Genomic DNA, 24,521 nt, shown 5'->3' with positions numbered 1-24,521 from the left:
ACGCCCTTGGCGATGCCGCCAAGGACGATCAGGCGCCCAAGCCGAGCGGCTGATTCACGCCCTTGGCGATGCCGCCAAGGACGATCAGGCGCGGAGCCGCGTGAGCCGCGCGGCCCAGGAATTCGCCACCACCCGCAGGAAGACGCCCGGCGCCGCGCGCATCAGCCAGGCGCCGGCGCCCGCCACGCGCATCTGCCGCGCCGTGCGCCGCGCCCAGGCGTCGTGCCATGCCGCCGCGCCCTCCCCCGCCATGATCGCCCGCGCCGCCGCCTCGCCGGAAGCGAGCGCCATCGCCATGCCATCGCCCAGGAAGCTCGGAATGACCGAGACCTGGTCCCCGGCGCGATAGACACAAGGCGCGCCGCCCTTCTGCGCGAAGCCATAGGGCACACCCGCCACGGCGAGCGGGCGCAGCCAGGCCGGCCGCGCCCCGCTCAGCAGCCGGGCGGCAAGGTCCGAGCCCGCCGCGATGCGCGCGATCATCGTGGCCGCATCGCGCGGGATGGAGCCCACCAGCGCGGCGCAGAGATTGGCCCGCCCCTCCGGCCCGGGCTGGAGGCCGGCATAGCCGCCCGCAAAGCGCAGCAGCGCCACCTCGGGCGGCAGGTCGAGCCCTTCCAGATGCAGCTTGATCCCGACCGCGCCGATCGGCGCCGCGCGCGGATGGCCGCGCAGCGCATGCTTGCCGGTGGCCAGCACCACATGCCGCGCCCTGAGCCCCGGCACGCCCTCGATGGTCCAGCCCTCGCCCCGCGGGCGCGCGCCCTGGATGGTGACGCCGGTCACGAGCGGCACGCCCGCCGCCCGCGCCGCCTCGCGCAGCGCGCCGTCCAGGCGCAGGCGCGAAAGCCCATGCGCCGCGAAGGGCAGGTCGGCCGCCGCCTCGCGCGCGCCGATGCCCACGCGCACGCCGCTGATCGGCACCGCCCCCAGATCGGCCAGCTCGACGCCGAGGCCGGACAAGAGTGCAGCCGCATCCGCGCCCAGGAACTCGCCGCAGACTGTCTCGCGCGGCTCCGCGTGGCGCTCCAGCAGCACCACATCCCGCCCGGCGCGGGCGAGCGTGATGGCGGCGGCGCAGCCGGCGGGACCAGCCCCGATGACGGCCACTTCCCTCATGCGGAATCACGTGGCGAGGATGATCCAGCGCCTCGCCGATGTCGCCTCGCCGCATCATGCGCGATGCGCCCCACCTGCCAGCGGAAGGGGAAGGCCCAGCGGATCTCGGCGGCCACGCCCGCCTGGTCCAGCAGCCTGCGCCAATCGGCCCGCGTGAAGCCGCGCGCGACGGAGATCGGGCCGTCATGCACCACCATGGGCGGCATGCGCAGCAGCCGCACGCCCCACCAGACCACGCCCCAGGGCAGCCAGTGCCGGTGCAGGTCGGAAATGAGCCAACCCAGCCGCGCCCGCGCCGCGATCCAGCGCAGGAAACGCTCCAGTTCGGCATCGCGCAGGTGATGCGCGAAGAGGCTGCAGATCACCACGTCATGCGTCTCCTCATGCGCGAAGAGATCGGCCGTGATCCAGCGGGCCGGCACGCCCCGCGCAAGGGCATGCACGGCGGCCTGTGGGCTCTGGTCGAGCCCGGTGAGTTGCACCGTGACACCGCGCCGCGCCGCCCATCGCGCGATGCGCGCCAGCATGTCGCCGCCGCCCGCGCCCACATCGAGAATGGAAAGCGGGCCCGGATGCCGCCGCGCGACACGCTCCAGGAACGCCAGCACGGGCGCCGCCGCGAAGCTGATCCGGTTGATGCGCGCGAGGCCATGCAGTGCCGCGTCGAAGCCCGGTGCCCCCGGCGCATCCATCCACTCCGCCGCTTCGGAGCGCTGGCGCAGCATCACGCGGCCGTGAAGCGCATGGTCTCGGCCGAGAGCCCCGGGCCGAAGGCCAGCGCGCAACCGCGTGCTCCCGGCGCCATGCCGCGCATCATCCGCTGCAGCACGAACATCACGGTGGCCGAGGACATGTTGCCGAAGTCGCGCAGAACGGCGCGGCTCACATCCAGCGCGCGCGGCGGCAGTTCCAGCCCATGCGCCACCGCATCCAGCACCGAACGCCCGCCCGGATGCACCGCCCAATGCGCGACGTCGCCCACCGGCATGCCGGCCAGGATCGCCTCGGCCTCATCGGGCAGCGCGCGCGCCAGCGTGAGGGGCACGAGGCCCGAGAGCGTCATGTCGAAGCCGCTGTCGCCGATGCGCCAGGTGATGTGCCCCGCGGCTTCCGGCACCAGCGCCGCGTGGAAGCCCTCCATGCGCAGGCCTTCGGGCTCCTGGCTCACCAGCGCGGCGGAGCAGCCATCGCCGAAGAGCAGCGCGCACATCAGCGCCTCGACATCCCGCGCCGGCTGCATGTGCAGGCTGCACAGCTCGAGATTCACCACCAGCACCCGCGCCCGCGCATCCCCGCGCGCGATGTGCCAGGCGACCTTCAGCGCATTGATCGCCGCCTGGCAGCCCATGAAGCCCAGGATGCTGCGTTCCACATGGCCCGGCAGGCCGAAGCGGCGGATCAGCCAGTGATCGAGGCCGGGTGCGGCGAAGCCCGTGCAGGTGGCGAGGATGAGGTGCGTCACGGAGGCGCCCTCCACCTCCAGCCCCAACGCCACGCAGGCGCGTTCGGCGAGCGCCGGCGCCTCCGCCTCGTAGCGCGCCATGCGCTCGCCGGTGCCGGGGAAATGATCGAGCCGGTAGAAGCCGCAGGCGGTGCCGGTGCCATCCTGCAAGGGCTCCAGCACCGAGCGCCGGCCCTGGATCTGCGACTTCTCGGCCAGCCGCGCGAAGATCTGGATGAGCCGCGCCTCATCCAGCTGATGCCCCGCGAAGGCGCGGAAGGCGCCATGCACCTCATGCGGCGGCACCGCGGTGGCGATGCGGTTGATGTGCGGCAGGCTCATCGCGGGCGGCGGCGCTCCGGGGCGGTTGCCCCTGTTCAGCGTTCCGCGCGGCCCGTGGTTGCAGCCTCGGCTGCGCCTTTGTGGCGCGTCAGAGCGGCTTCTGCGCGCGCTCCAGCAGGCGCGTGAAAAAGCCGGGCTTCTTCGGCGGCTCGGGCGCGGCCACCTTCGCCGCCTCGGCCTCGGCCTTGGCGCGCTTCTCCTTCTCGCGCAGCCAGGCCTCCAGCGTCATGCCGGCCTTGGCGGCCCGCTTCGCCTCATAGGCCCGCTGGCCTTCGGTGAGCTGCTTCGCGTCCATGGTTCCGCTCCGGGAGAAAACTCTTCACCCCTATGTGCCCAGGCGCGGGGCTTGCGGCAAGGGACCGCCAGCGCGTAACGCAACGCCCATGGATGCGAAGGTGAAGGCGCATATCTGGGTCGCGATGGCGGTCCGGATGTCGGACATGGCGGGCCGCCCGGCGGCGGTGCTGCGGCGGGGCGATCCGGATTCGGGCGGCCTGCTCTGCGTGCTGAACGGGCGCGAGGGCCAGGTGGTGCTGGCCCAGGCGCGCGACAGCGAAAGCCGCCCAGCCTGGGTGCGCGGCACCGGTGCGGGCCCGGTGCCCGCCGAGGTGGCGGATGCCTATGTGGAGCGCCAGGTGAAGCGCGACCCCGACCTCTGGGTGATCGAGTTCGAGGCGCCGGACTACCTCCCGCCCTTCGAGGCGAGGATGATTTAGCCGCCCTCAGGCGCTGGGCGCGGCCTCCGGCCGCCTGGCTTCGCCGCGCCACGGGTGCGCTGGGGCATGCGCCCGGTTGGGCGGCGCCGGCCGCCATGCGGCCGGATGGGTTTGGGAGCGGTGTTCGCGCCCTCAATCGGGCCGGATGTCGTTCTCCCGGATCACCCGCCCCCAGATCTCGATCTGCCGGTCGAGGAAGGCGCCAAACGCGGCCCCGCCCTCGTTCCGCAGTTCGATCCCCATGATGTTCACCAGCCGCTCGCGCACCTCCGGCACCTCGGTCGCGCGGCGGGCGGCGGCCTCCATGCGGGCGCGGACCGCGGGCGGCGTTCCAGCCGGCGCGAGGATGCCCCAGAAAGCCTCCGCCTCCACCCCCGGCAGCCCGGCCTCGGCCATGGTCGGCACGTCCGGCAGCCCCTGGCGGCGGCGCGGGCCCAGCACGGCCAGCGGCCGCAGCACGCCCTGGCGCAGATGCTCGACGAAGATCGTCCCCGTCGCCGCCGCCAGATCCGTCTCGCCCGCCATGGCCGACGTCGCGAGCGGGCCACCGCCGCGATAGGGCACATGGGTCAGCTGGATGTTCGCCGCGCGCTGCAGCAGCACCATGCCGAGATGCGCGAGCGAGCCATTGCCGATCGTGCCGTAGCTGATGGCATCCGGCCGCGCGCGGGCGGCGGCGATCAGCTCCGCCATGTTCTGCCAGGGCCGGCTGCGATGGACGAGCAGCATGTTGGGCGCGGTGCCGATCAGCAGCACCGGCGCCAGGTCCCGCCGCGTGTCGAAGCCCATGTTGGGGATCAGCGTCGGGTTCGTCGCATGCGTGTCGAAGACCAGCACGAAGGTCTGCCCATCCGGCGCGGCCCGCGCCACCTGCGCCGTGCCGAGCGAGCCCGAGGCGCCGCCACGATTCTCGACCACCACCGGCACGCCCAGTTCGGCCGAGAGATGGGGCTGCAAAAGGCGCGAGACGGTGTCCACGCTGCCGCCCGGCGGGAAGGGCGCCACGATGCGCACCGGCCCATTGGGCCAGGCGGGTTGCGCGATGGCGGGCGCGGCCAAGGGGGCGGCCAGCAAGGGCAAGGCGCCCAGCGCGCGGCGGGTGATCATGCGGTTTCCTCCAGGTTTTCCGGCTTCTACCGCAAAGCTCGCGCCGCACGCCAGCCAGAGGCTCGGTTCCGCGCCACTCCCCTCAGCCGCAAAAACCCCGCCCCGAGCCAAGAAAGGGGTCCAGGGAGCCCTGCTCCCTGGCGGGTCAAGGGCAGAGCCCTTGCCTTCTACCGCGCGACCGGCGCCGCCGCCCGCGCCATCACACCCCGCCAGCGCTCCATCTCGGCCTGGATATGGGCACGGAACTCCAAGGGCGAGGATCCGATGGGCGGCGCGCCCATCTCCGAGATCCGGCGCGTCACCATGGGCTCCGCCAGGGCTGCGGTCGCGGCCAGGTGATAGGCGCGGATCGCCTCTTCCGGCACGCCGGCGGGCGTCAGCAGCCCGTACCAGCCGCCGGCCGAAAAGCCGGCGAAGCCCTGTTCGGCGAGCGTCGGCACATCGGGCATCAGGGGCGCGCGGGTGAGGCTCGTCACCCCCAGCGCGCGCAAGCTGCCCGCCTGCACATGGGGCGCGACGAGGACGAGGTTCTCGATGGTGAAGGGAAATTCGCCCGCGATCACCGCCAGCACGGCGGGCGCGCTGCCCTGGTAATGCACGGGTGCGGCCGGGAAGCCCGCCGCCTGGCGGAAGGCCTCCTGCGCCAGCAATTGCGGCGAGCCGACGCCCGGCGTGGGATACAGAACCTCCCTGCCTTCGCGCTTCAGGGCCGTGACCAGCCCCGCCGCATCCCGGTGCGGCGAGGCCTGACGCACCACCAGCACAAGCGGCGTCGCATTCAGCAGGGTGATGGGGATGAGGTCCGTCAGCGGATCATAGCCCAGCTGCGCCTCGGTGATGGGCGAGACGGCCAGCGGCCCCGTGCTGCCCACCAGGATCACATGCGCATCGCCGCGCGCGCGGGCCGCCATGGCGGTCCCGACATTGCCCCCGGCGCCCGGCCGGTTCTCCACGATGATAGGCTGGCCCAGGCGCTGGCCCATGGGCTCGGCCAGCAGCCGCGCCAGCTGGTCCAGGATGCCGGCGGGCGCGAAGGGGACGATCATTCGGATCGGCCGCTGCGGCACCCAGGACGGCGTGCCCGATTGGGCCTGCGCCAGGGCGGGCGCGGCCAGAGGGACGGCGAGGAAGGAACGCCGCCCGATCATGCGGGTTCCAGCGTGAAGCGCAGCACCGTGTCCTTCACGACGATGCCGCCGCGGCTGCCCACGGTGATGTCGCCGTAGCGCTGCGCATAGACGGGCGGCAGCACCCGCGCCTCGCGCGGCGCCAGCCAGAGGCGCAGCAGGTGGCGGCGCTTCTCGGGCTCAGGCCAATCCTCGAAATCGGTGCGGCTGTGCAGGATCTGGTGGTTGTGGATGAACTGCATGTCGCCCGGGCGGAATTCCATCTCGACCGACATTTCGGCCGCCAGTTCATCCAGCCGGTCGATCGCGGCACGCTCATCGGCCGTCAGGCGCCGCGCCTCGGGGAAATTCGCCTGGGCGGAGCGGATATACTGTCCCGAATAGATGGTGCTCAGCTCGCCCTGGAACCAGTTGAACACCGGGATTTCGAACCAGGGCAGCATGCCCGGCGGAATTTCACCGCGGCGGTCGGTCGGCATCGGATTGAACAGCGCGCGCCACAGATCGGGCGTCTCGCGCATCATCCGGTCATGAATGGCGACCGAGGAGACGATCCTGGAGCCACCGCCGGATTTCGCCGTCTTCAGGCAGATCAACCCCACGATGTCACAGGAATCCGTATGGAATTCCAATTCCTTGTTGGTCTGGTAGTAGCGGACCTTGGGGTTCTGGATATCGAGGCCGAGATCCTTCACATGGCCCAGCAGATGCCCCTTGGCGTTCTGCGACCGGAAGCCGCCGAGATGCGCGCCGATGCCCAGATAGGCGATGGCGCTTTCCTCGATGTCACGGCCCGCCACATCGAAGCCGCGCAGCAGCACGAAGCCGCGCCCGTGCTGGATGTCGTGCAGGATGCGCGCGAGGCGCGGCGCGAGAATGGGCAGGCGGAAGGTCTGGGGCGTGATCTCGCCCATGGCGCGGCCGGACTTCAGATGTTCCGCCACCGCGGCATCAATCTCGATCAGCTCGGCCGGGGCAAGGGTCTCCACCCAGTCGGTGCGCCGTGCCATGTCCGCGCCCAGCCAGGCGGCCGGGCCCCCGATCGGCGCCTTCGGATACTCCATCATGTCCTCCCCTGTCCTTGTTGAAGGGAAGCTTTCGCCGATTGTCCGGACCTGTCCAGCCAAATCCGATGGCGGCCGATGCCACGGGCCTTGCCTCCCCGGGCGACAGGCTCCCGGGGCTGGGGGTCGTGACGGGGGCGGCGGGCCTTGGCACGGATCTGGCGCGCGGCCTCAGGCTGAGGCAGCGGCCAGCATGCCGCCATCGGCCCCCTGCACCAGCACGGCTACGCGCTCGCCCGCGCCACGGGGCATGCTCTGGCGCATCCGGCCGGCCTGGGTGAGCGGCAGCCAGGTGATGCTCCGCACGACATTCCCATGGGCCAGCCGCCGCCCGCCATTCTCGCCGCTGCGGATCTCCGTCTCGTGCCGCGGGTCGAAGCCGACCAGCCAGGCGGTGGCGCCACCGGGGCCGATCTCCACCATCGCCTCGCCCGTATTCGCCTCCAGCGCGACATCCACGCCCGAAGCGGCGGGGGCGGCGCGCAATTCCGCCAGCACCGCCGCACGCTCGGAGCCCACGGCGTCCCGCCGGCCCTGGATCACCATCTGCGGCGTATAGACCTGCCCGGGATAGCGCCCCTCGCGCAGCTGGGCCGCATAGCGCCGCTGCCGCTCGGTCGCGGCGCGGAGCGAGAAGCGGTCCTTCCAGCCGAGGCGATCCCAACAGGTGACGTGGAAGGAGAGCGCCAGCACCTCAGGCCGGTCGCGGATCAGCTCGATCAGCAGCGCATCGGCCGGCGGGCAGGAGTTGCAGGATTGCGAGGTGAAGAGCTCCGCCACCACAGGATGCGAACGGGCGCGGGCGGCGCGGCTTCGCAGGATCGTGGCGGCCGGCAGGCCGGCGAGGAGGAGGCGGCGTTGCATCAGGGCATTCTCCAGCGAAGGGCGCTGCATACCCTTCGCCGGAGCGCCGCCGCCGGTTAGCTCAGGCCTCCATCGCCGGCACGGCGCGCGCGAGCCCGCCATGCAGGTCGAGAAGCCGCTCGCGCCAGGCGAAGACCACGTCATCGGGCGCCAGCAGCGCCAGCGGGCTCACGATCCGCGCCCACATGAAGCTGCCGAAGACGATGTAGTCGGCATAGTCGGGCGCGGCGCCCCCCAGGAAGGGCTGCTGCGTGAGCGTGCGCCGGAGCGGGCCGAGCGAGGCGCGGAACTCGGGCAGCCGCGCCTCCCGCCCCGCCGTCACCTGCGCGAGCGGCATGCCGAAGCGCTTCTCCCGGCTCTCGGTGAAATAGGCGGCCTCCTTCGGCCCCAGCAGCGCCACGATGTCCGAGACGATGAGGCGCGCCACGCCCGCGCTCAGCACCGTGTCGGTCCAGGCGGCGATGAAGCGGTAGGTCTCGGGCGCCCCCTGGAAGAGCGCGGGCGCATCCGGATAGGCGCGCTCGAGGTGCAGGGCGATGTCCCAGCTGTCGGTCAGCGTGGCATCGCCATCGAGCAGGATCGGCACGGTCTTGCCGCCATGCGCGACGAGGCGTTCATTCTCGGTGAAGCGCCAGGGGATGATCTCGGCCTCCAGCCCCTTGTGCGCGAGGGCCATGCGGCTGCGCCAGCAAAAGGGGCTGAAGCGGCGGGCGGGATCGGTGCCGGTGAGTTCGAAGAGCTGGCGGGTCATGCGGCGTGCCTCCTGTGCGGCGGCCAGCCTGGGCGGATTTGCGCGCGATGGAAACCCGTCAGGCGCGCCGCGCCGGTTCCCGGCTCAGGCCCTTCAGCGCCAGCGCGCGTTCATACTCGGCCCAGCGCTCGGCGTATTCGCGGCCGAGCCGGTGCAGCACCTCCCAGGAGTAGATGCCGCTGTCATGCAGATCGTCGAAGGCGATGCGCACGGCGTAATGGCCCACCGGCTCGATCCGCATGATGCCCACATGCCGCCGCCCGGCGACGATCACCTTCTGCCCCGGCCCATGCCCCTGCACCTCGGCCGAGGGCGACTCGACGCGCAGATACTCCGCCGGCAGGGCGAAGCGGCTGCCATCGTCGAAGGCGATGTCGAGGGTCTTCTCGGCCGAGCGGTAGCGCAGCTCGGTGACGGCCAGGGCCGGCCCGCTGCGGTCGCCATGACGCGCTTCAGTCATGGCGTGAATCGCCGGCGCATGTTTCCGTCAATCCAGCTTGCGCGCCTGATCCGGCAGCATGATAGGGATGCCGTCGCGCACCGGATAGGCGAGGCCCGCGGCCTCGCTGACCAGCTCACCCTTTTCGCGGTCATAGCGCAGCGGCTGCTTGGTCACCGGGCAGACCAGGATCTCCAGCAATTGCGGGTCCAGGGCGGCGGGCGGGTTTGGTGCTTCTGTCATGACGTTTTTTAGCTCGGCCGCCCCCCGGGCGGAAGCTCCCCACCGCCATGCGCGGCCATGCGCAGCAGGGCGACGAGGCTGGTCGCGCGATGCGCCAAGGTCGGCGCCTCCAGCAGCGCCTGCTTTTCCACCACGTCGAAGGGGCAGACCATGGCGAGCGTCGTCACCAGCGCGGGGCCGGCCATCTCGGTGATGGCGTCCCAATTGGCCTCGATGCCCTTGGCCGCGAAATACGGGCGCAGCGCCTCCAGGATCGCCTCGCGCGGCACATCCTCGGGCGCGGGCGGGTCGAAATCCTCGGTGTAGGGCGTGTAGTCGGCCCGGACGCGGCGATAGCCGCGGCGCATGGCGATCTCCTCCACCACGCGGAAGCGGGTGACGCCCGTCAGCGTGATGAGCAAACGCCCATCCTCCGTCTCCGCGAAGGAGGAGAGGCGCCCCAGGCAGCCCACCTGGTAGATGCTGGAACCGCGCTCGCCGCGCGGCTGCGAGGGGTCGCCCTGGATCATGCCGAACATCCGCCCCTCGGCCAGGCTGTCCAGCGTCATCGCCAAATACCGCGGCTCGAAGATGTTGAGCGGCAGCTTGCCGCCCGGCAGCAGCAGTGCGCCGCCGAGCGGGAAGATGGCGATCTCGGCCGGAAGCTGTTCCGGGCCGGGCTGGAAGGGGTCCTGCATGCTCAGCGGAACAGCAGGGCGGAAAGGCCGCGGCGCGCCTTCAGCGTCACGGGGTCGGTCAGGCCCCAGGCCTCGAAGAACTTCAGGAGCTGCTTCTGCGCCGCCTTGTCGTTCCATTCGCGGTCGCGCTTGATGGATTCCAGCAGGGCATCCGCGGCCTCGGTGCGCTTGTCCATGCTGTTCAGCGCGATGGCGAGCTCGATCCGCGCCTCATGGTCATCCGGGTTGGCGGCGAGGCGCTGCTCGAAGGCGCCGAGCTGCGACTGCGCGGCACGGCCGGCCACCGCCAGCTCGATCTGCGCGCGCACGGCGCTGATCTCGGGGTGGGACTTCAGCTTCTCATCCAGCCCGTCCAGCATGTCGCGGGCCTGCTCCTCCTCCTCCAGCGCGATGAGGCAGCGCGCGAGGCCGGCCAGAGCCTCGGCGTTCTCCGGCTCCTGCTGGGCGAGGGCCGCGTAGATCTCGAGGGCCGCGGCCGCATCGCCCGCCTCCAGAAGCTGCTTGGCTTCCGCCAGGAGCTCGGCCGAGGGCATCTGGCCGCCCGCCATCTTGAGGAGGTTCTCGATGAACTTCTTCAGCTCGCCCTCGGGCAGCGCGCCCTGGAACAGGTCCGCGATCTGGCCCTGCCAGAAGGCGGCCACCGTCGGCACCGATTGCAGCGGCAGGCCCATCTGCGTCAGCTGCTGGACGAGCTGGCGGTTCTTGTCGATGTCGATCTTGACCAGCCGCACGCGCCCGCCGGCCGCGCGCACCACCTTCTCCAGCGTGGGCGTCAGCGTCTTGCAGGGGCCGCACCAGGTGGCCCAGAAATCCACGAGGACGGGAACCTCGCGCGAGGCCTCCACCACATCCTTCATGAAATTCCGCTGGTCCCCGTCCATCACCGGATCGGGGCCGTTCGATTTGCTGGGGTCGAGAATCACGTCCATCGGGGTCGGTCCTGGCGAGGGGCTAGAGATGTTGCGGCGACGGCATAAGGCAAGCCGAGAAAAATGTCTCCCGCCACGGGACGGGCGATCAACCGGACAGGCGCAGAACCTTCACCTCATGGCCAAGGCTGGCCAGGAAAGCCAGGAGATCCGCGGGCCTGATGCCGGTGGAGGCGGTGTTCACCAGCGGGTGGAACCAGGCGAGCCCCTCGCTTTCCGCGAGGGCAGCATCCAGCGCCACGCGCACCTCGCCGGGCCGCGCATTCACCAGGCCGAAGGGGGTGACGCTGCCCGGCTCCACGCCCAGCGTGGCGCGCAGCGCCTGCGCATCGGCCATGCTGACCTTGCCCCAGCCCGCCTCCCGCGCCAGCGCATTGACCGAAACCCGCCGCGCCTCCTCCAGCACGGCGAGGCAGAGCTGGCCGGTCTTCGCCTCGCGCAGGAAGAGGTTCTTCGAATGCGCGCCGGGCAACTCGCCCCGCAGCGCCTGGGATTCGGCGACCGTGAAGACCGCCGCGTGCTCCACCGTGCGCGTGGCGATCCCCGCCGCCGCGAGGCGGGCGAGCAGCCCCTCGGGCGTCTCCATCAGTCGAGCTTGATGTTGTTGGCGCGCACCACGCGGCCCCAGGCCTCGGTCTCGCCCGCGAGCCACTGCCGGAAGGGCGCGGGACCCATGGCGCGCACCTCGGCGCCGATCTCGGCCATGCGGCGCGCCACGTCGGGGACGGCCAGCGCCTGGCGGAAAGCCTCATCGAGGCGCGCCACGATGGGCGCGGGCGTCGCCCCCTGTACGAGCACGCCCTGCCAGGTGCCGGATTCCTGCGCCGGCCAGCCGAGTTCCGCGAAGGTGGGGAGGTTCGGGAAATCCGGCAGGCGACGCGGGCCCGAGACGGCGAGGCCGCGCAGACGCCCATCCTTCACGAAGGGCGCGGTCGCGGTCGCGCCATTGATGATCATCTGCGCCTCGCCGCCGGTCACGGCCGCGAGCGCCGCCGCACCCCCGCGATAGGGCACCTGCGTCAGCTCCGCCCCCCAGGCCTGGGTGAGCATCAGCGCCGTCAGGTGGTTGGCCGCCCCCACGCCCGAATGGGCCACGTTGATGGTGTTCGGCGCGCGCTTCGCCAAGGCCACGAATTCCGCCGCGTTCGCCGCGGGCACGGAAGGGTGCACCGCCAGGATGTAGGGCGCGTAGATCAGGAGGTTCACGGGTGCCAGGTCACGCATCGGCTCGAAGGGCAGGCGCGTGAAGAGTGCCGGGGCCGTCGCCAGCACGCCCGTGTCGATCAGCAGGATCGTCTGGCCATCCGGCGCGCTGCGCGCCACCAGTTCGGCGCCCAGATTGCCGGCCGCACCGCTGCGGTTCTCCACCACCACGTTCTGGCCCAGCAGGCGGGTGAGTTCGGGCGCCAGGATGCGGCCCAGGATGTCGCTCGTGCCGCCCGGCGCGAAGGGCACGACGAGGCGGAAGGGCCGGTCGAAGACCTGGGCGCGCAACGTGGCCGGCGCGGCCAGGGCAAGCGCGGGAAGGGCCAGGACGGAGCGGCGGTTCATGGTGTTTCCTCCTTTGTTTCCGGCCCATCATGGACCGCATCGGAAAGGTTATGCTACCCGGACCGGGACCGGCCCAGCGATGCCATGCTCGCCCAGGACGGGGTGCGAGCAGCGATGGCCCATTGCGGCGAAGGAGTGCGGATGCCGCCGGCGTTCAGGATCGTCAACGTGGCCGAGGTGGCGGCCGAACCGCCGCTGGTCAGCCGTTTCTCCAAGGCCGTCGAGGAGCCCCATCTGCGCTTCTTCGGCGGGCGGAGCAGCCTCGCCCTGCCCGACCTGCGCGAGCCCTTCGCGCCGCCCATCGGCCCCAGCATCACCGAGCCCGGCATCGCCGAGCGCTGGCGCAGCTATGACCGCGCCTACCGCTCCGAGGCGCGGCTCTCGCGCTTTTGGCTCGCCGATATCCGCGAGGCGACGGTGTATCCCCCCTTCGGCATCGTGGCGCAGGGCGAGCGGCTGGTGCGCGACACCATCCGCAACAGCAACATGCTGACCAGCATCTTCCCCGGCGAGACGGAGGCGGCGCTGCGCCAGGCGATGTCCTCGCCGCAGGGCGAGATCACCGCCCCGGCGGAGCCGGCCGCGCGGCACCTGCCCGGCCACAGCTTCCTGCTGGGCTTTGGCATGTTCGCCAACTACTTCAACTGGACGCTGCGCTACACCTCGCGCATCGCCCTCTTCCAGGCCGTGCCGGCGGATTGCCGCCTCGTCGCCCCCGCGCCGATCAGGCCCTATGTGCGCGAGACGCTGGCCTTCATGGGCGTCCCGGAAGAGCGCGTGGACTTCCTGGAGGCGCCCACGCGCTTCGAACGGCTGACGGTGGCGGCCCCCTCCGCGCTTGGCCGCTATGAGCTCTCGCCCCTCATCACCACGACGCTGCGCGAGCACCCTGCGGTCACGGCGCTGCCGCGCACCGGGCGGCGGCGCCTCTACATCCCGCGCCGCAATGTCCGCATGCGCCGCGTGGTGAACGAGGCCGCGGTGGAGGAGGCGCTCACGGCGCTGGGCTTCGAGGTCTTCGACAACGCGGCCCACAGCGTGCGGGACCAGGCAGCCGCCTTCCGCGACGCGGAGATCGTGGTGGCGCCGCATGGCGCGGGCCTTTCCAACATCGTCTTCTGCGATGCGGGCACGCCGGTGATCGAGATCGTGCCCGAAGGCTATGACCAGGGCGTGACCTCCTATCGCAGCCTCTCCGACCTGTTCGGCCTGCGCTACGCCCAGCTCTTCGCGCGCGAGGCGGCGCCCGACCGCAAGGGCAACCGCTGCAACGCCGACATCGAGCTGGACCTGGAGGAACTCGTCGGCGCGACGCGCGCCCTGCTGGGCTGACCGGGCGCTTCAGCCCTGATCGAGAGGCTGGTTCAGCGTTTCGGCGATGCCGCCTCGGCGCATCATGCCCTGGCGGCGCCGGGCCGCTGGAACTCGAAGCAGATATGCCCGGCATATTGCAGCTTCATCGCGTTCACCTCCCGCACGCCCACGCCCGCGCGCGGCACATAGTCCCGCATCAGCTCCGCGGCGGGGAAGCGGTCGGAGAGGAAGCCGCGCAACCGCTCCAGTTCCGCCGCATCCGCCGCATCCAGCCCCTCCTTCGCAAGCAGGTGGCCGATCAGCAGGTTGAGCGGGGAATCCCGGTCGAAATAGCGGCGGAAGCTCCGGCTGCGCGTGCGCAGGCCCCGCAGCAGCAGGTTGCGCAGCGTCAGCGTCACGCCATCCATGCCCGGCCGCATCTCGACCAGCGCAAGGCCCGCTTCCGTCGCGATGGTGGCGAAGCCGAACCAGGTGAAGTTCCAGTAGCTGTTGGAATGGAAGGGCTCGAGCTGCGAGACCGAGCCGATGAAGCGCCCGCCCGGCTTCAGCACGCGATGGATCTCGCGCATCAGCGCCTCGGGGTGGCGCACATGCTCGAAGACCTGGCGGGAATAGACCACGTCGAAGCGGCCATCCTCGAAGGGGATGGTCACGCCGTCATAGGTGACGAACCGGCAATCGGTCCGGGTGCGGGCGCGCACCTCGTCGCTGTCGGCGATGTCGAGGCCGACCCACTCCGCATCCGGGTGGCGCGCCCGCACAAGGTCGAAGGAGCTGCCATCGCCCGCGCCGAGGTCGAGGAATTGCAGCGGCGCCGCGGCGGGCGGGATGCGGGCCAGGTAGTATTCGGCATCCACCTGCCGCGCATGGTCGGCCGGGATCGCCTGCTGGACCTCCCGCGGGGAGAGCGGCTTGCGCGGCGGCGCCACCACCCCCGCCAGCCGGAACAGGCCCCGCGCCTCCAGATGGGCGATGAGCCGGCCCCAGGCCGCGTCGTTCTCCCGCAGATTGCCGTGGATCAAGGCTTCGTCGCTGCCATCGGCCGGTGTCAGGCGCGGCGCGAAGGGGCCGCGCTGCAGGTCCCGGTCCACCGGCACGGTCGGGATGCCGGCGGCCAGGGCCGCGGCCTTGAAGGCCAGGTCATCCTGCCGGGGCGCCAGCGCGCGCAATTCCTCGATCAGGCCGAGGTCCGGGAAGAAGCGGGTGTTGTAGAGGATGCCGCGAAAGCCGGTCGCGATGGTGAAGAGGCCGCGCTGGCCCTCCGGCACCTCGCCGAAGATGTCCGGCCCGGCGGTGAGCAGTTCCCAGTCGGCATAGGGCAGGAAGCGGCCGCCCTGGACAGGGATGGCGCGGCACCGATGCCCCACCACGCAGCGATGCCGCCGGTAGGTCTCGACCAGGCAGGCCAGCCAGCCCTCCGGATAGACCATGTCGTCATCCGCGGTGACGATCAGGCGCTCCTCGCCGGCATGGCGGCGCAGCGCCGGCAGCAGTTTGCGGTAGGGGCCGGTGTTCTCGGCATAGACCAGCTCGAATCGCCCCTCGGCCCAGAGCTGGCGCAGGCCCGGCGGCAAGGCTTCCGGCGGGACGCCCTCATCCAGCAGGTAGGGCTCCTGCGAGAGCACGAGCATGACGTGGTCCGGCGCGGGCGACTGCGCGAGGAGGGAGCGGATCACGCGGTCCACATGCCCGATGCGCGAACGGATGGACGTCAGCGAGATGGTGAGCGGCGGGAGATCCTGGGTGGCGCGCGCCGCGATGACCGCGTCCCCGCTCACCCGTCCGAAGCCGGCGCGGCGAAGATGTGGAAATCGGAGAAGGAGGTCTCCGCCCGCTCGTCGGGATTCCAGGGATAGGGATTCGGAATGTGCAGCACGCGGCGCCAGCCCGGCATCCGCGCCGCGACGAAGTCGGTGAAGCGGCGGTGGCGGATGTGCGAGCCGTCGTAGGGCTCCTCGTGATTGCTCGAATAGATCACGACGAAGCGGCGCGCATGGCCGAAAAGGTCCTCCATATGCGCCTCGAAGACCGCATCCTCGACCAGATGGTAGATGACATCGGCCGAGACGGTGATGTCGCAGCGCAGGTCGCCCGGCAGGTCGTCGGGGTGGAGGAAGCGGAAAAGCGGCTGGCCGGCGAAGCGCTCGCGCAGCGTGGCCAGCATGGTGCGGGAGACATCCAGGCCGACATAGGGCAAGGGCGTCATGAGGCTGAGCTGATGGCCGTCGCCGCAGCCGAAATCCATGAGGGAGGTGGCCTTGGTCTCGGCGATCACGCGGTTGATCACCTCGGCCTTGAAGCGCGCCAGCCGCCCGTAGCTGCCGCTGCCGGAATTCTTGCCGCGCTTGTATCGCTTCTCCCAGTAGTTGGCAGAATTGATCATCCGCGGTTCCTTTCCGGGGGACAGGCTTTCGGCGCGAGGATGGTGGGTCGGGAGGGGATCGAACCCTCGGCCGCGAGATTAAAAGTCCCGTGCTCTACCGCTGAGCTACCGACCCGGATTGGTCACCCCGCGCGGCGCGAAACACACCGCGCGGGGCCCCTTGTCAAGCCAGCCTCGGAGGATGGTCCGCGACGGTGGACGCACCGCCGCGGTGGATCATCCTCCCGGCCGGGCTCAGGTATCGGCCAGCACGCGCATGCGGATGAGGCGGTCGGCCGGCGCGGGCACCTGGCCGCTGCCGCCCACGCCGCGCTTGATGCGGTCCACGAATTCCATGCCGGCCGTGACCTGGCCCCAGATGGTGTACTGGCCATCGAGGCTCGGCGTCGGCGCGAACATGATGAAGAACTGGCTGTTCGCGCTGTTCGGGTCCTGCGCGCGGGCCATGCCGCAGGTGCCGCGCAGGAAGCGCGCGCGGGACGGCGGGCTGAACTCGGCGCGCAGATCGGCGAAGCCGCGGTCGCGGAAGCCGCCCATGCCGGTGCCGGTCGGGTCGCCGCCCTGCGCCATGAAGCCCTCGATCACGCGGTGGAAGGGCGTGTTGTCATAGAGGCCCTGGCGGGTCAGCGTCTTGATGCGCTCGACATGCTGCGGCGCCAGGTCGGGGCGGAGCTGGATGACCACGCGGCCATTGTCCTTCAGCTCCATGATGAGGGTGTTCTCGCGGTCCGGGGCGGCTTGCGCCTCGGCTTCGTTGGTCTCGGACATCATCGCTCCTGCTGCGATCAGGGTTGTGGTCATGAGTGCGCGGCGGTTCATGGGTGATCCCTCCGTGGTTGGACTTACTTGCGGACTTTCGCCAGCGTGCGTTCCAGCGTCAGCGCCGGCACGAAGCTGGAAACATCTCCCCCAAGCTGCGCGATCTCCTTCACGAAGCGCGAGGAGATGAAGTGGTTTCTCTCGCTCGCCATGAGGAAGACGGTCTCGATCTCGGGATCGAGCCGGGCATTCATCCCGCACATCTGGAACTCATAGTCGAAATCCGAGACGGCGCGCAGCCCGCGCACGATCATTTGCGCGCCCACCTCCCGCGCGAAGCCGACGAGGAGGCCGGTGAAGGGCCGCACCTCGATCACGCAGCCGGTGCGGGCCGCGATGGCGGCGGTCTCGGCGGCCACCAGCTCGGCGCGTTCCTCCAGCGCGAAGAGCGGCCCCTTGCCGATGTTCATCGCAACACCGATGACAAGGCGATCCACTAGCCGCGCGGCGCGGCCGATGACATCGAGATGCCCATTGGTCACCGGATCGAAGGTGCCCGGATAGAGGGCGATACGCTCAGTCATTCGGGTTGAGCATCCTGTTCTTGTTCCTCCGCTTCGTCTTCCAGCACGGGGAAGCAGCTCGTCACGCGCTCCGCCTCCTCCAGCCGTTGCAGCATGACGCCCTGGGACTGGCGCCCGGTCTTGCGGACCTGCTCCGCCTCGAAGCGGATGGCCTGGCCGCCATCGGTCATCAGCATGATGTGGTCGCCCACCTGCACGGTGAAGCAGGCGACGACCGCGCTGCCCGTGCGGCGGCTCAGGCTGATGCCGTTGATGCCCTGCCCGCCGCGCCCGGTGACGCGATACTCATAGGCGCTGCTGCGCTTGCCGAAGCCACGATCCGTGACCGTCAGTAGGAACTGCTCCGCCGCCTCCAGCTCCGCGATGCGCTCGGGGGTCAGCGTGATCTCCTGCGCCGTCTCCTCGCCCTCCTCGGGCGTGGGCGCCGCCTCGGCCGTCTCCTCCGTCCCGTCGGTGCGGCGCTTGTGCTTGAGGTAGGCGGCACGCTCCTCGACCGTCGCGTTCACATGGCCGAGGACCGCGAGCGCGATCACCTCATCGCCCTTCGCGAGCCGGATGCCGCGCACGCCCGTCGAATCGCGCCCGGCGAAGACGCGCAGCGTGTCCGCATCGGCGACGAAGCGGATCGCCTTGCCCTGGCGGGTGGCGAGCAGCACGTCATCGCCCTCGCGGCAGGTGGCGACACCCACCAGCGAGTCGCCCTCCTCCAGCTTCATCGCGATGAGGCCGGAGGAGCGGACGTTGCGGAAGTCACTCAGGCGGTTGCGCCGGACATCACCGCTCTGGGTCGCGAAGACCAGGTGCAGATGCTCCCACAGGCTCTCATCCTGCGGCAGCGGCAGCACGGCGGTCACGCTCTCGCCCTCCTGCAGCTGCAGCACCTGGCGCAGCGAGCGGCCCTTGCCGTTGGTGCCGCCCTCGGGCAGCTGCCAGACCTTCTCGCGGAAGGCGATGCCGCGGCTGGTGAAGAACAGCACCCATTGATGCGTGTGGCCGACGAAGCTGCGCACCACCACGTCATCCGCGCGGGTGGAGGCCGCACTCCGCCCCTTGCCGCCGCGATTCTGTGCGCGGAAGACGTCGAGCGGCGTGCGCTTCACATAGCCGTCGCGCGTCAGCGTCACGATCATCGAGGCCGGCGCGATCAGGCTTTCGTCATCAATATCCGCCGCGTGGTCCACGATGCGCGTCAGGCGCGGCTGGTTGAGCGTGGCGCGGGTCGCCAGCAGCTCCTCGGTCATTACCTCCATGCGGCGCGGCCGGCTGGAGAGGATCTCCAGCAGCTCGACGATGCGCGCCCCCACTTCCTTGAGCTCGGCATCGATCTTCTCACGCTCGAGGCCAGTCAGGCGCTGCAGGCGCAGCTCCAGGATGCCGCGCGCCTGCGCTTCCGTGAGGCGCATCGTGCCGGCGGGCGAGAGCTCATTGCCCTCGTCCTGCACGAGGGCCACCAGCGGCGCCACATCGGCGGCCGGCCAGTCGCGCGCCATCAGCGCCACGCGGGCGGCGGCGGCGTCCGGGCTTTCGCGGATCAGGCGGATCACCTCATCAATATTCGCCACCGCGATGGCGAGGCCGATGAGGTTGTGCGCCCGCTCCCGCGCCTTCATCAGGCGATGGCGCGAACGGCGGAGGATCACCTCCTCGCGGAAGGCGATGAAGGCCAGCAGCGCGTCGCGGATGCCCATCTGCTGCGGGCGGCCGCCATTCAGCGCGAGGAAGTTCACCGGGAAGCTCACCTGCAGCGAGGTCATCCGGTAGAGCTGGTTCAGCACCACCTCCGCCACCGCCTCGCGCTTCAGCTCGATTACGATGCGCAGGCCGGACCTGTCGGATTCATCACGCAGGTCGCTGATGCCCTCGATGAGCTTCGAGCGCACCAGCTCGGCGATGCGCTCGATCAGCACCGCCTTGTTCACCTGGTAGGGGATCTCGTTCACGACGATGGCCTGGCGGCCGCCCTTCATGTCCTCGATCACGCAATCGGCGCGCAGCGGGATGGAGCCGCGCCCCGTCTCGAAGGCCGAGCGGATGCCCGAGCGGCCCAGGATCAGGCCCCCCGTCGGGAAATCCGGGCCGGGGATGATCTCCATGAGTTCGGCGAGCGAGGTCTCGGGCTCGGCGATCAGCTTGAGCGTCGCGTTGATCACCTCGGTCGGGTTGTGCGGCGGAATGTTGGTCGCCATGCCGACGGCGATGCCGCCCGCGCCGTTCACCAGCAAGTTCGGGAAGGCGGCGGGAAGGACGCGCGGCTCCTCGGCGCTTTCATCATAGTTCGGGATGAAATCGACCGTGTCCTCGTCGATGCCCTCCAGCAGGGCGGCGGCGGACTTGGCGAGGCGCACCTCCGTGTAGCGCATGGCCGCCGGGGGGTCGCCATCCATCGAGCCGAAATTGCCCTGCCCATCAATCAGCGGCACGCGCATGGAAAAAGGCTGCGCCATGCGGACCATGGCGTCATAGATCGCAGAGTCGCCATGCGGGTGATACTTGCCCATCACGTCGCCGACGACGCGGGCCGATTTGCGGTGCGGCTTGTCCGCCGTGTAGCCCGCCTCGTGCATGGCGAAGAGGATGCGCCGGTGCACCGGCTTCAGCCCGTCCCGCACATCGGGCAGCGCGCGGCTGACGATGACGGACATCGCGTAGTCGAGATAGGAGCGGCGCATCTCCTCCTCGAGGGCGATGGGGGCCACGTCCAGGGGCTTGGGATCGTCTTCGCTCAAACTGGGTGATCCTGGTTGGTGGAGACCCAGGGGCTCCGCCCCTGGACCCCGGCAGGAAACTTAGTTTCCTGCACCTTCAACAAATCGTGGTGCAGGAGGCTGGCCTCCTGCTGGGGAGCGCGAGGGGCAAAGCCCCTCGCATCATTCAGAACGGAATATCATCATCCATGTCGGGCTTCTTCCCCGCGTCCCAGCCGCCCGAGCGCGGCGCGCCGCCCCGGGCCGGGGCCGAGCTGCGCTCGCCGGAATAGCCGCCACCGCCGCCACTCCGGCCGGAGGAATAGCCCCCCTCCTCGCCCATGTCGCCGCCACCGCCCGAGGAGCGGCCGCCCACCAGCGCCAGCTCGCCGCGATACTGCCGCAGCACGATCTCGGTCGTGTACTTGTCCTGGCCCGAGGAATCCTGCCACTTCCGGGTCTCCAGCTGGCCCTCGATATAGACCTCGCTGCCCTTCTTCAGATACCGCTCGGCGATCTCGCCCAGCTTCTCGTTGAAGATGGCGACGGCATGCCACTCCGTCCGCTCCTGCTGGTTGCCCTCGCGGTCCTTGTAGCGCTCGCTGGTCGCGATCCGCAGGTTCACGACCTTGCCGCCATTCTGGAAGTTGCGCACCTCCGGATCCTTGCCGAGGCGGCCCAGGATGATCACCTTGTTCACACCGGCCATGCGCGGCGACTCCTTGCAATTTGGTCCCGGAACCTAGCTTTTCCGGAATGCCCGGGCCAGCCCCGGACAAAGGCTTGGCACCAGCCCCCATTATGGTGCAAAAGCCGCGTGAACACAATGCGAACATTCGGATCAGGAGTTCCCCCATGCCGCGCGACACGCCCCCACTGCCGGCAGCCAAGACTGACCTGATCCGCATCCGCGGCGCCCGCCAGCACAACCTGAAATCGGTGGATCTCGACCTGCCGCGCGGCAAGCTCGTGGTCCTCACCGGCCTCTCGGGCTCCGGCAAGTCCTCGCTCGCCTTCGACACCATCTATGCCGAGGGCCAGCGCCGCTACGTCGAATCGCTGAGCGCCTATGCGCGGCAATTCCTCCAGCTCATGCAGAAGCCCGATGTGGACAGCATCGAGGGCCTCTCGCCCGCCATTTCCATCGAGCAGAAGACGACGAGCCACAACCCGCGCTCCACCGTCGGTACGGTGACCGAGATCCACGACTATATGCGCCTGCTCTGGGCGCGCGTCGGCGTGCCCTATTCGCCCGCCACCGGCCTGCCGATCGAGGCGCAGACCGTCTCCCAGATGGTGGACCGGGTGATGGCCATGCCCGAGGGCACGCGGCTGCTCATCCTCGCCCCCGTCATCCGTGGCAAGAAGGGCGAGTACCGGAAGGAGCTGGCCGAATACCAGCGCCGCGGCTTCGAACGCGTGAAGATCAACGGCACGCTGACGCTCATCAGCGAGGCCCCCAAGCTCGACAAGAAGCTGAAGCACGACATCGAAGTGGTGGTGGACCGCGTCGTGGTGCGCGACGGCCTGGCCCAGCGCCTGGCCGACAGCTTCGAGACGGCGCTCGCACTCGCCGACGGCATCGCCTATGCCGAGAACGCCGATGGCGGCGAGCGGACGGTATTTTCGCAAAAATTCGCCTGCCCGGTCTCCGGCTTCTCCATCGAGGAGATCGAGCCGCGCCTCTTCAGCTTCAACTCGCCGCAAGGCGCATGCCCCACCTGCGACGGGCTGGGGACGGAAAGCTTCTTCGACCCGGCCCTGGTCATCCCCAACCCGGCGCTGAGCCTGAAGGAGGGCGCCATCGTCCCCTGGGCCGGCAATGCCAGCAGCCCCTATTATGACCAGACGCTGGTCAGCCTCGCCAAGCACCTGAAGATCGGCATGGAGAAGCCCTGGGAAGAGCTGCCGGCCGAAGCCCAGCACGCCATCCTGCACGGCACCGGCAGCGAGCCCGTCACGCTGCGCTACAAGGACGGGTTGCGCGCCTATGAGGTCCAGAAGCCCTTCGAAGGCGTGATCCGCAACCTCGAGCGCCGCTTTCGCGAGAGCGACAACCCCTGGGTGCGCGAGGATATGGCGCGCTATCAGGCGGACAAGCCCTGCCACGCCTGCGGCGGCCATCGCCTGAAGCCGCAATCCCTCGCCGTGAAGGTCGCCGGCTGCCATATCGGCGAGGCGTCCGCGCTCTCCATCCGCCGCGCGAAGGACTGGTTCGCGGGCGTGATGCAGACGCTCACGCCGCAGCGCCAGGACATCGCCCGCCGCATCCTGCGCGAGATCGAGGACCGGCTGCAGTTCCTGAACGATGTGGGCCTCGACTACCTCTCGCTGGCGCGCAGCAGCGCGACGCTCTCCGGCGGCGAGAGCCAGCGCATCCGCCTGGCCTCGCAGATCGGCTCGGGCCTGACCGGCGTGCTCTATGTGCTGGACGAGCCCTCGATCGGCCTGCACCAGCGCGACAATGAGCGCCTGCTCGGCACGCTGCGCCGCCTGCGTGACCTCGGTAATTCCGTCATCGTCGTCGAGCATGACGAGGATGCGATCCGCACCGCCGATTACCTGGTGGATATCGGCCCAGGTGCGGGCAAGGCGGGCGGCACGGTCGTCAGCCAGGGCACGCCCGAGCAGGTGGCCGCCGACCCCGCCAGCCTGACCGGCGCCTATCTGGCCGGGCGGCGTGAGATCCCGATGCCGGAGCAGCGCCGCGCCATTGACCGCAAGCGCATGCTCCGCGTCGTCGGCGCCACGGGCAACAACCTGAAGGACGTGACGGCCGAGTTCCCGCTCGGCACCTTCACCGCCATCGCTGGCGTCTCGGGCGGCGGCAAGTCCACGCTGGTGATCGAGACGCTGTTCAACGGCCTGTCGCGCAAGCTGATGGGCGCCTCCGTCGTGCCGGCGCCGCATCAGCGGATCGAGGGGATCGAGCTGATCGACAAGGTCATCGACATCGACCAGTCGCCCATCGGCCGCACGCCGCGCTCCAACCCCGCCACCTATACGGGCCTCTTCGCCCCCATCCGCGACTGGTTCGCCGAACTGCCCGACTCACGCAGCCGCGGCTACAAGCCCGGCCGCTTCAGCTTCAACGTGAAGGGCGGCCGCTGCGAGGCCTGCCAGGGCGATGGCGTCATCAAGATCGAGATGCACTTCCTGCCCGATGTCTACGTCACCTGCGACACCTGCAAGGGCAAGCGCTACAACCGCGAAACCCTCGAAGTGAAGTTCCGCGGAAAGTCCATCGCCGATGTGCTGGACATGACGGTGACCGAGGGGCGCGAGTTCTTCTCGGCCGTCCCCAGCATCCATGAGAAGCTGAAGACGCTGGAGGAGGTGGGCCTCGGCTACATCCATCTCGGCCAGCAGGCGACGACGCTGTCGGGCGGCGAGGCGCAGCGCATCAAGCTGGCGAAGGAGCTCTCCCGCCGCGCCACGGGCCGCACCCTCTACATCCTGGACGAGCCCACCACCGGCCTGCATTTCGAGGATGTGCGCAAGCTGCTCGACGTGCTGCATGCGCTGGTCGCCAGCGGCAACACGGTCGTGGTGATCGAGCACAATCTGGAGGTCATCAAGACCGCCGACTGGGTGCTCGACCTTGGCCCCGAGGGGGGCGAGGGCGGCGGGCGGATCGTGGCGCATGGCACGCCGGAGGAGATCGCGGCCAATCCCGAGAGCCATACGGGCCGCTTCCTGGCGCCCATCCTGGCGCGGCATGCGCCCATGGCCACGCCCAAGGCCAGGCGCGCGCGCAAGGCGTAACCGGCGGAGGTCGGGGGGCGAAACGTCCCTGATGCCCCGCACCCTCCGCGCCGCCCTGCTCCTCCTCGCCCTCGCCGCGCCTGCCCGGGCGGAGATGCTGCATATGATGGAAGCGAGCCCGGCGCCGCGCAGCGTGATGCAGGGCCCGGCGCAGGAATTCTTCGTGCGCTTCGATGGCCCGGTGGATCATCACGCGTCACGCCTGATGATCCAACGCGGCGACATGGTTCTCCGCACCCTGCGTCCGCGCCTCGGCGCCTCGCCCAACACGCTCCATGCGGTCGCCGGCGGCCTGCCGCCGGGCGACTACGTGTTGCGCTGGGTGGTGGCGCCGCGCGCCGGCGGGGTGCCCAGCATGGGCGGGCTGGATTTCAGCATCCGCTGAGGGCGCCTCAATGCCAGCGGCGCGGCGGGCCGCCCTGCCATCCGGGGTTGTAGCCGCCGCGATAGGCCGGCTGGTGGTAGGCATAGCCGCGCCCATAGCCGCCGCCGTAGTGGCGCGGATGCGGGGCGACGCAGGCGGCGAGCCCCACCAGGAGGGAGAGCCCCCCCAAAGCACGGGCGATGCGGTGGAAGACGATCCTGGCCATCACGGCCTCCGAAAGCGACGGGGTTGCATCTGTCGCTGACGGGATCAAAGCGCCGCCGCATGGCGGCTGCAC

Annotated in this window: 26 protein-coding genes and 1 tRNA gene; 4 read left to right on the top strand and 23 right to left on the bottom strand. The window is 70.3% G+C overall.

All coding sequences use genetic code 11. The annotated features are described in order from the left end of the window. Window positions 1-84: 84 nt before the first annotated feature. The 4 genes from ACQ860_RS20770 to ACQ860_RS20755 form a co-directional block, all read right to left on the bottom strand. Window positions 85-1,119 (bottom strand): NAD(P)/FAD-dependent oxidoreductase, encoded by a 1,035-nt coding sequence (locus tag ACQ860_RS20770; RefSeq protein WP_431305227.1) that lies wholly within the window; start codon window positions 1,117-1,119, stop codon window positions 85-87. Further along, entirely contained in the window at window positions 1,116-1,844 is a 729-nt protein-coding gene (locus ACQ860_RS20765) for a methyltransferase domain-containing protein (RefSeq protein WP_431305797.1), read from the bottom strand. The genes ACQ860_RS20770 and ACQ860_RS20765 overlap by 4 nt, the downstream gene beginning before the upstream one ends. After that, window positions 1,844-2,902, bottom strand: a complete 1,059-nt coding sequence (locus tag ACQ860_RS20760) for a type III polyketide synthase (protein ID WP_431305226.1) — start codon at window positions 2,900-2,902, stop codon at window positions 1,844-1,846. The genes ACQ860_RS20765 and ACQ860_RS20760 overlap by 1 nt, the downstream gene beginning before the upstream one ends. Window positions 2,903-2,990: 88 nt before the next feature. Then, on the bottom strand, window positions 2,991-3,197 hold the full coding sequence (locus tag ACQ860_RS20755) for a hypothetical protein (protein ID WP_213614969.1): 207 nt from the start codon (window positions 3,195-3,197) through the stop codon (window positions 2,991-2,993). Between the two features lie 88 nt (window positions 3,198-3,285). Here ACQ860_RS20755 and ACQ860_RS20750 point away from each other — a divergent pair, with 88 nt between their 5' ends. Continuing rightward, a complete protein-coding gene (locus ACQ860_RS20750; protein ID WP_431305225.1) occupies window positions 3,286-3,618 on the top strand; it encodes a DUF1491 family protein in 333 nt (110 codons plus the stop codon). A 132-nt stretch (window positions 3,619-3,750) separates the two neighbouring features. Here ACQ860_RS20750 and ACQ860_RS20745 read toward each other — a convergent pair whose 3' ends face one another. The 11 genes from ACQ860_RS20745 to ACQ860_RS20695 form a co-directional block, all read right to left on the bottom strand. Beyond that, entirely contained in the window at window positions 3,751-4,725 is a 975-nt protein-coding gene (locus ACQ860_RS20745) for a tripartite tricarboxylate transporter substrate binding protein (protein WP_431305224.1), read from the bottom strand. 167 nt (window positions 4,726-4,892) lie between these two features. Continuing rightward, window positions 4,893-5,873, bottom strand: a complete 981-nt coding sequence (locus ACQ860_RS20740; RefSeq protein ID WP_431305223.1) for a Bug family tripartite tricarboxylate transporter substrate binding protein — start codon at window positions 5,871-5,873, stop codon at window positions 4,893-4,895. Further along, a complete protein-coding gene (locus tag ACQ860_RS20735; protein WP_431305222.1) occupies window positions 5,870-6,916 on the bottom strand; it encodes a TauD/TfdA family dioxygenase in 1,047 nt (348 codons plus the stop codon). Before ACQ860_RS20735 ends, ACQ860_RS20740 begins: the two co-directional genes overlap by 4 nt. Window positions 6,917-7,087: 171 nt before the next feature. Further along, window positions 7,088-7,780 (bottom strand): DUF1223 domain-containing protein, encoded by a 693-nt coding sequence (locus ACQ860_RS20730; RefSeq protein WP_431305221.1) that lies wholly within the window; start codon window positions 7,778-7,780, stop codon window positions 7,088-7,090. 61 nt (window positions 7,781-7,841) lie between these two features. After that, window positions 7,842-8,531 (bottom strand): glutathione S-transferase family protein, encoded by a 690-nt coding sequence (locus ACQ860_RS20725; RefSeq protein WP_431305220.1) that lies wholly within the window; start codon window positions 8,529-8,531, stop codon window positions 7,842-7,844. Between the two features lie 58 nt (window positions 8,532-8,589). Then, entirely contained in the window at window positions 8,590-8,991 is a 402-nt protein-coding gene (locus tag ACQ860_RS20720) for a gamma-butyrobetaine hydroxylase-like domain-containing protein (RefSeq protein WP_431305219.1), read from the bottom strand. Window positions 8,992-9,018: 27 nt separating this feature from the next. After that, window positions 9,019-9,213 (bottom strand): Trm112 family protein, encoded by a 195-nt coding sequence (locus ACQ860_RS20715; protein WP_431305218.1) that lies wholly within the window; start codon window positions 9,211-9,213, stop codon window positions 9,019-9,021. Window positions 9,214-9,221: 8 nt separating this feature from the next. Further along, on the bottom strand, window positions 9,222-9,890 hold the full coding sequence (locus ACQ860_RS20710; protein ID WP_431305217.1) for an LON peptidase substrate-binding domain-containing protein: 669 nt from the start codon (window positions 9,888-9,890) through the stop codon (window positions 9,222-9,224). 2 nt (window positions 9,891-9,892) lie between these two features. Then, window positions 9,893-10,819: a tetratricopeptide repeat protein gene (locus ACQ860_RS20705; RefSeq protein ID WP_431305216.1), complete on the bottom strand. Its 927-nt coding sequence runs from the start codon at window positions 10,817-10,819 to the stop codon at window positions 9,893-9,895. Between the two features lie 88 nt (window positions 10,820-10,907). Further along, window positions 10,908-11,405: a prolyl-tRNA synthetase associated domain-containing protein gene (locus tag ACQ860_RS20700; protein ID WP_431305215.1), complete on the bottom strand. Its 498-nt coding sequence runs from the start codon at window positions 11,403-11,405 to the stop codon at window positions 10,908-10,910. Beyond that, window positions 11,405-12,370: a Bug family tripartite tricarboxylate transporter substrate binding protein gene (locus ACQ860_RS20695; protein ID WP_431305214.1), complete on the bottom strand. Its 966-nt coding sequence runs from the start codon at window positions 12,368-12,370 to the stop codon at window positions 11,405-11,407. Before ACQ860_RS20695 ends, ACQ860_RS20700 begins: the two co-directional genes overlap by 1 nt. A gap of 141 nt (window positions 12,371-12,511) precedes the next feature. On the opposite strand from ACQ860_RS20695, the gene ACQ860_RS20690 reads away from it, so the two are divergent. Further along, complete coding sequence (locus tag ACQ860_RS20690) at window positions 12,512-13,702, top strand: glycosyltransferase family 61 protein (RefSeq protein WP_431305213.1); 1,191 nt, start codon at window positions 12,512-12,514, stop codon at window positions 13,700-13,702. 62 nt (window positions 13,703-13,764) lie between these two features. Here ACQ860_RS20690 and ACQ860_RS20685 read toward each other — a convergent pair whose 3' ends face one another. The 7 genes from ACQ860_RS20685 to ssb form a co-directional block, all read right to left on the bottom strand. Beyond that, window positions 13,765-15,462: a methyltransferase domain-containing protein gene (locus tag ACQ860_RS20685; protein ID WP_431305212.1), complete on the bottom strand. Its 1,698-nt coding sequence runs from the start codon at window positions 15,460-15,462 to the stop codon at window positions 13,765-13,767. Continuing rightward, complete coding sequence (locus tag ACQ860_RS20680) at window positions 15,459-16,067, bottom strand: class I SAM-dependent methyltransferase (protein WP_431305211.1); 609 nt, start codon at window positions 16,065-16,067, stop codon at window positions 15,459-15,461. The genes ACQ860_RS20685 and ACQ860_RS20680 overlap by 4 nt, the downstream gene beginning before the upstream one ends. Before the next feature lie 40 nt (window positions 16,068-16,107). Further along, a tRNA-Lys gene (locus ACQ860_RS20675) sits at window positions 16,108-16,182 on the bottom strand. A 119-nt stretch (window positions 16,183-16,301) separates the two neighbouring features. Continuing rightward, on the bottom strand, window positions 16,302-16,835 hold the full coding sequence (locus ACQ860_RS20670) for a peptidylprolyl isomerase (protein ID WP_431305210.1): 534 nt from the start codon (window positions 16,833-16,835) through the stop codon (window positions 16,302-16,304). A 74-nt stretch (window positions 16,836-16,909) separates the two neighbouring features. Continuing rightward, window positions 16,910-17,410: a pantetheine-phosphate adenylyltransferase gene (coaD, locus tag ACQ860_RS20665; protein ID WP_431305209.1), complete on the bottom strand. Its 501-nt coding sequence runs from the start codon at window positions 17,408-17,410 to the stop codon at window positions 16,910-16,912. Then, window positions 17,407-20,079 (bottom strand): DNA gyrase subunit A, encoded by a 2,673-nt coding sequence (gyrA, locus tag ACQ860_RS20660; protein ID WP_431305796.1) that lies wholly within the window; start codon window positions 20,077-20,079, stop codon window positions 17,407-17,409. The genes coaD and gyrA overlap by 4 nt, the downstream gene beginning before the upstream one ends. 202 nt (window positions 20,080-20,281) lie before the next feature. Continuing rightward, window positions 20,282-20,803 carry a single-stranded DNA-binding protein gene (gene ssb / locus ACQ860_RS20655; protein ID WP_431305208.1) on the bottom strand — a complete coding sequence of 174 codons (522 nt, stop codon included), beginning with the start codon at window positions 20,801-20,803 and terminating at the stop codon, window positions 20,282-20,284. A 146-nt stretch (window positions 20,804-20,949) separates the two neighbouring features. Here ssb and uvrA point away from each other — a divergent pair, with 146 nt between their 5' ends. Both uvrA and ACQ860_RS20645 read left to right on the top strand, forming a co-directional pair. Then, window positions 20,950-23,859 (top strand): excinuclease ABC subunit UvrA, encoded by a 2,910-nt coding sequence (uvrA, locus tag ACQ860_RS20650; RefSeq protein WP_431305207.1) that lies wholly within the window; start codon window positions 20,950-20,952, stop codon window positions 23,857-23,859. Between the two features lie 31 nt (window positions 23,860-23,890). Beyond that, window positions 23,891-24,244, top strand: a complete 354-nt coding sequence (locus ACQ860_RS20645) for a hypothetical protein (protein WP_431305206.1) — start codon at window positions 23,891-23,893, stop codon at window positions 24,242-24,244. Window positions 24,245-24,251: 7 nt separating this feature from the next. Here ACQ860_RS20645 and ACQ860_RS20640 read toward each other — a convergent pair whose 3' ends face one another. Continuing rightward, window positions 24,252-24,449 (bottom strand): hypothetical protein, encoded by a 198-nt coding sequence (locus ACQ860_RS20640; RefSeq protein WP_431305205.1) that lies wholly within the window; start codon window positions 24,447-24,449, stop codon window positions 24,252-24,254. Window positions 24,450-24,521: the final 72 nt, after the last annotated feature.

The sequence above is a fragment of the Sediminicoccus sp. BL-A-41-H5 genome (assembly GCF_050632405.1).
Lineage (GTDB): Bacteria > Pseudomonadota > Alphaproteobacteria > Acetobacterales > Acetobacteraceae > Roseococcus.
This window is presented reverse-complemented; position numbering and strand designations above follow the sequence as displayed.

What these genes read in the sequence shown, in the direction of transcription:
- ACQ860_RS20770 (WP_431305227.1), bottom strand. Translation starts at nt 1,119, where the DNA reads ATGAGGGAAGTGGCCGTCATCGGGGCTGGTCCCGCCGGCTGCGCCGCC.
- ACQ860_RS20765 (WP_431305797.1), bottom strand. Translation starts at nt 1,844, where the DNA reads ATGCTGCGCCAGCGCTCCGAAGCGGCGGAGTGGATGGATGCGCCGGGG.
- ACQ860_RS20760 (WP_431305226.1), bottom strand. Translation starts at nt 2,902, where the DNA reads ATGAGCCTGCCGCACATCAACCGCATCGCCACCGCGGTGCCGCCGCAT.
- ACQ860_RS20755 (WP_213614969.1), bottom strand. Translation starts at nt 3,197, where the DNA reads ATGGACGCGAAGCAGCTCACCGAAGGCCAGCGGGCCTATGAGGCGAAG.
- ACQ860_RS20750 (WP_431305225.1), top strand. Translation starts at nt 3,286, where the DNA reads ATGGATGCGAAGGTGAAGGCGCATATCTGGGTCGCGATGGCGGTCCGG.
- ACQ860_RS20745 (WP_431305224.1), bottom strand. Translation starts at nt 4,725, where the DNA reads ATGATCACCCGCCGCGCGCTGGGCGCCTTGCCCTTGCTGGCCGCCCCC.
- ACQ860_RS20740 (WP_431305223.1), bottom strand. Translation starts at nt 5,873, where the DNA reads ATGATCGGGCGGCGTTCCTTCCTCGCCGTCCCTCTGGCCGCGCCCGCC.
- ACQ860_RS20735 (WP_431305222.1), bottom strand. Translation starts at nt 6,916, where the DNA reads ATGGAGTATCCGAAGGCGCCGATCGGGGGCCCGGCCGCCTGGCTGGGC.
- ACQ860_RS20730 (WP_431305221.1), bottom strand. Translation starts at nt 7,780, where the DNA reads ATGCAACGCCGCCTCCTCCTCGCCGGCCTGCCGGCCGCCACGATCCTG.
- ACQ860_RS20725 (WP_431305220.1), bottom strand. Translation starts at nt 8,531, where the DNA reads ATGACCCGCCAGCTCTTCGAACTCACCGGCACCGATCCCGCCCGCCGC.
- ACQ860_RS20720 (WP_431305219.1), bottom strand. Translation starts at nt 8,991, where the DNA reads ATGACTGAAGCGCGTCATGGCGACCGCAGCGGGCCGGCCCTGGCCGTC.
- ACQ860_RS20715 (WP_431305218.1), bottom strand. Translation starts at nt 9,213, where the DNA reads ATGACAGAAGCACCAAACCCGCCCGCCGCCCTGGACCCGCAATTGCTG.
- ACQ860_RS20710 (WP_431305217.1), bottom strand. Translation starts at nt 9,890, where the DNA reads ATGCAGGACCCCTTCCAGCCCGGCCCGGAACAGCTTCCGGCCGAGATC.
- ACQ860_RS20705 (WP_431305216.1), bottom strand. Translation starts at nt 10,819, where the DNA reads ATGGACGTGATTCTCGACCCCAGCAAATCGAACGGCCCCGATCCGGTG.
- ACQ860_RS20700 (WP_431305215.1), bottom strand. Translation starts at nt 11,405, where the DNA reads ATGGAGACGCCCGAGGGGCTGCTCGCCCGCCTCGCGGCGGCGGGGATC.
- ACQ860_RS20695 (WP_431305214.1), bottom strand. Translation starts at nt 12,370, where the DNA reads ATGAACCGCCGCTCCGTCCTGGCCCTTCCCGCGCTTGCCCTGGCCGCG.
- ACQ860_RS20690 (WP_431305213.1), top strand. Translation starts at nt 12,512, where the DNA reads ATGCCGCCGGCGTTCAGGATCGTCAACGTGGCCGAGGTGGCGGCCGAA.
- ACQ860_RS20680 (WP_431305211.1), bottom strand. Translation starts at nt 16,067, where the DNA reads ATGATCAATTCTGCCAACTACTGGGAGAAGCGATACAAGCGCGGCAAG.
- ACQ860_RS20670 (WP_431305210.1), bottom strand. Translation starts at nt 16,835, where the DNA reads ATGTCCGAGACCAACGAAGCCGAGGCGCAAGCCGCCCCGGACCGCGAG.
- coaD (WP_431305209.1), bottom strand. Translation starts at nt 17,410, where the DNA reads ATGACTGAGCGTATCGCCCTCTATCCGGGCACCTTCGATCCGGTGACC.
- gyrA (WP_431305796.1), bottom strand. Translation starts at nt 20,079, where the DNA reads ATGCGCCGCTCCTATCTCGACTACGCGATGTCCGTCATCGTCAGCCGC.
- ssb (WP_431305208.1), bottom strand. Translation starts at nt 20,803, where the DNA reads ATGGCCGGTGTGAACAAGGTGATCATCCTGGGCCGCCTCGGCAAGGAT.
- uvrA (WP_431305207.1), top strand. Translation starts at nt 20,950, where the DNA reads ATGCCGCGCGACACGCCCCCACTGCCGGCAGCCAAGACTGACCTGATC.
- ACQ860_RS20645 (WP_431305206.1), top strand. Translation starts at nt 23,891, where the DNA reads ATGCCCCGCACCCTCCGCGCCGCCCTGCTCCTCCTCGCCCTCGCCGCG.
- ACQ860_RS20640 (WP_431305205.1), bottom strand. Translation starts at nt 24,449, where the DNA reads ATGGCCAGGATCGTCTTCCACCGCATCGCCCGTGCTTTGGGGGGGCTC.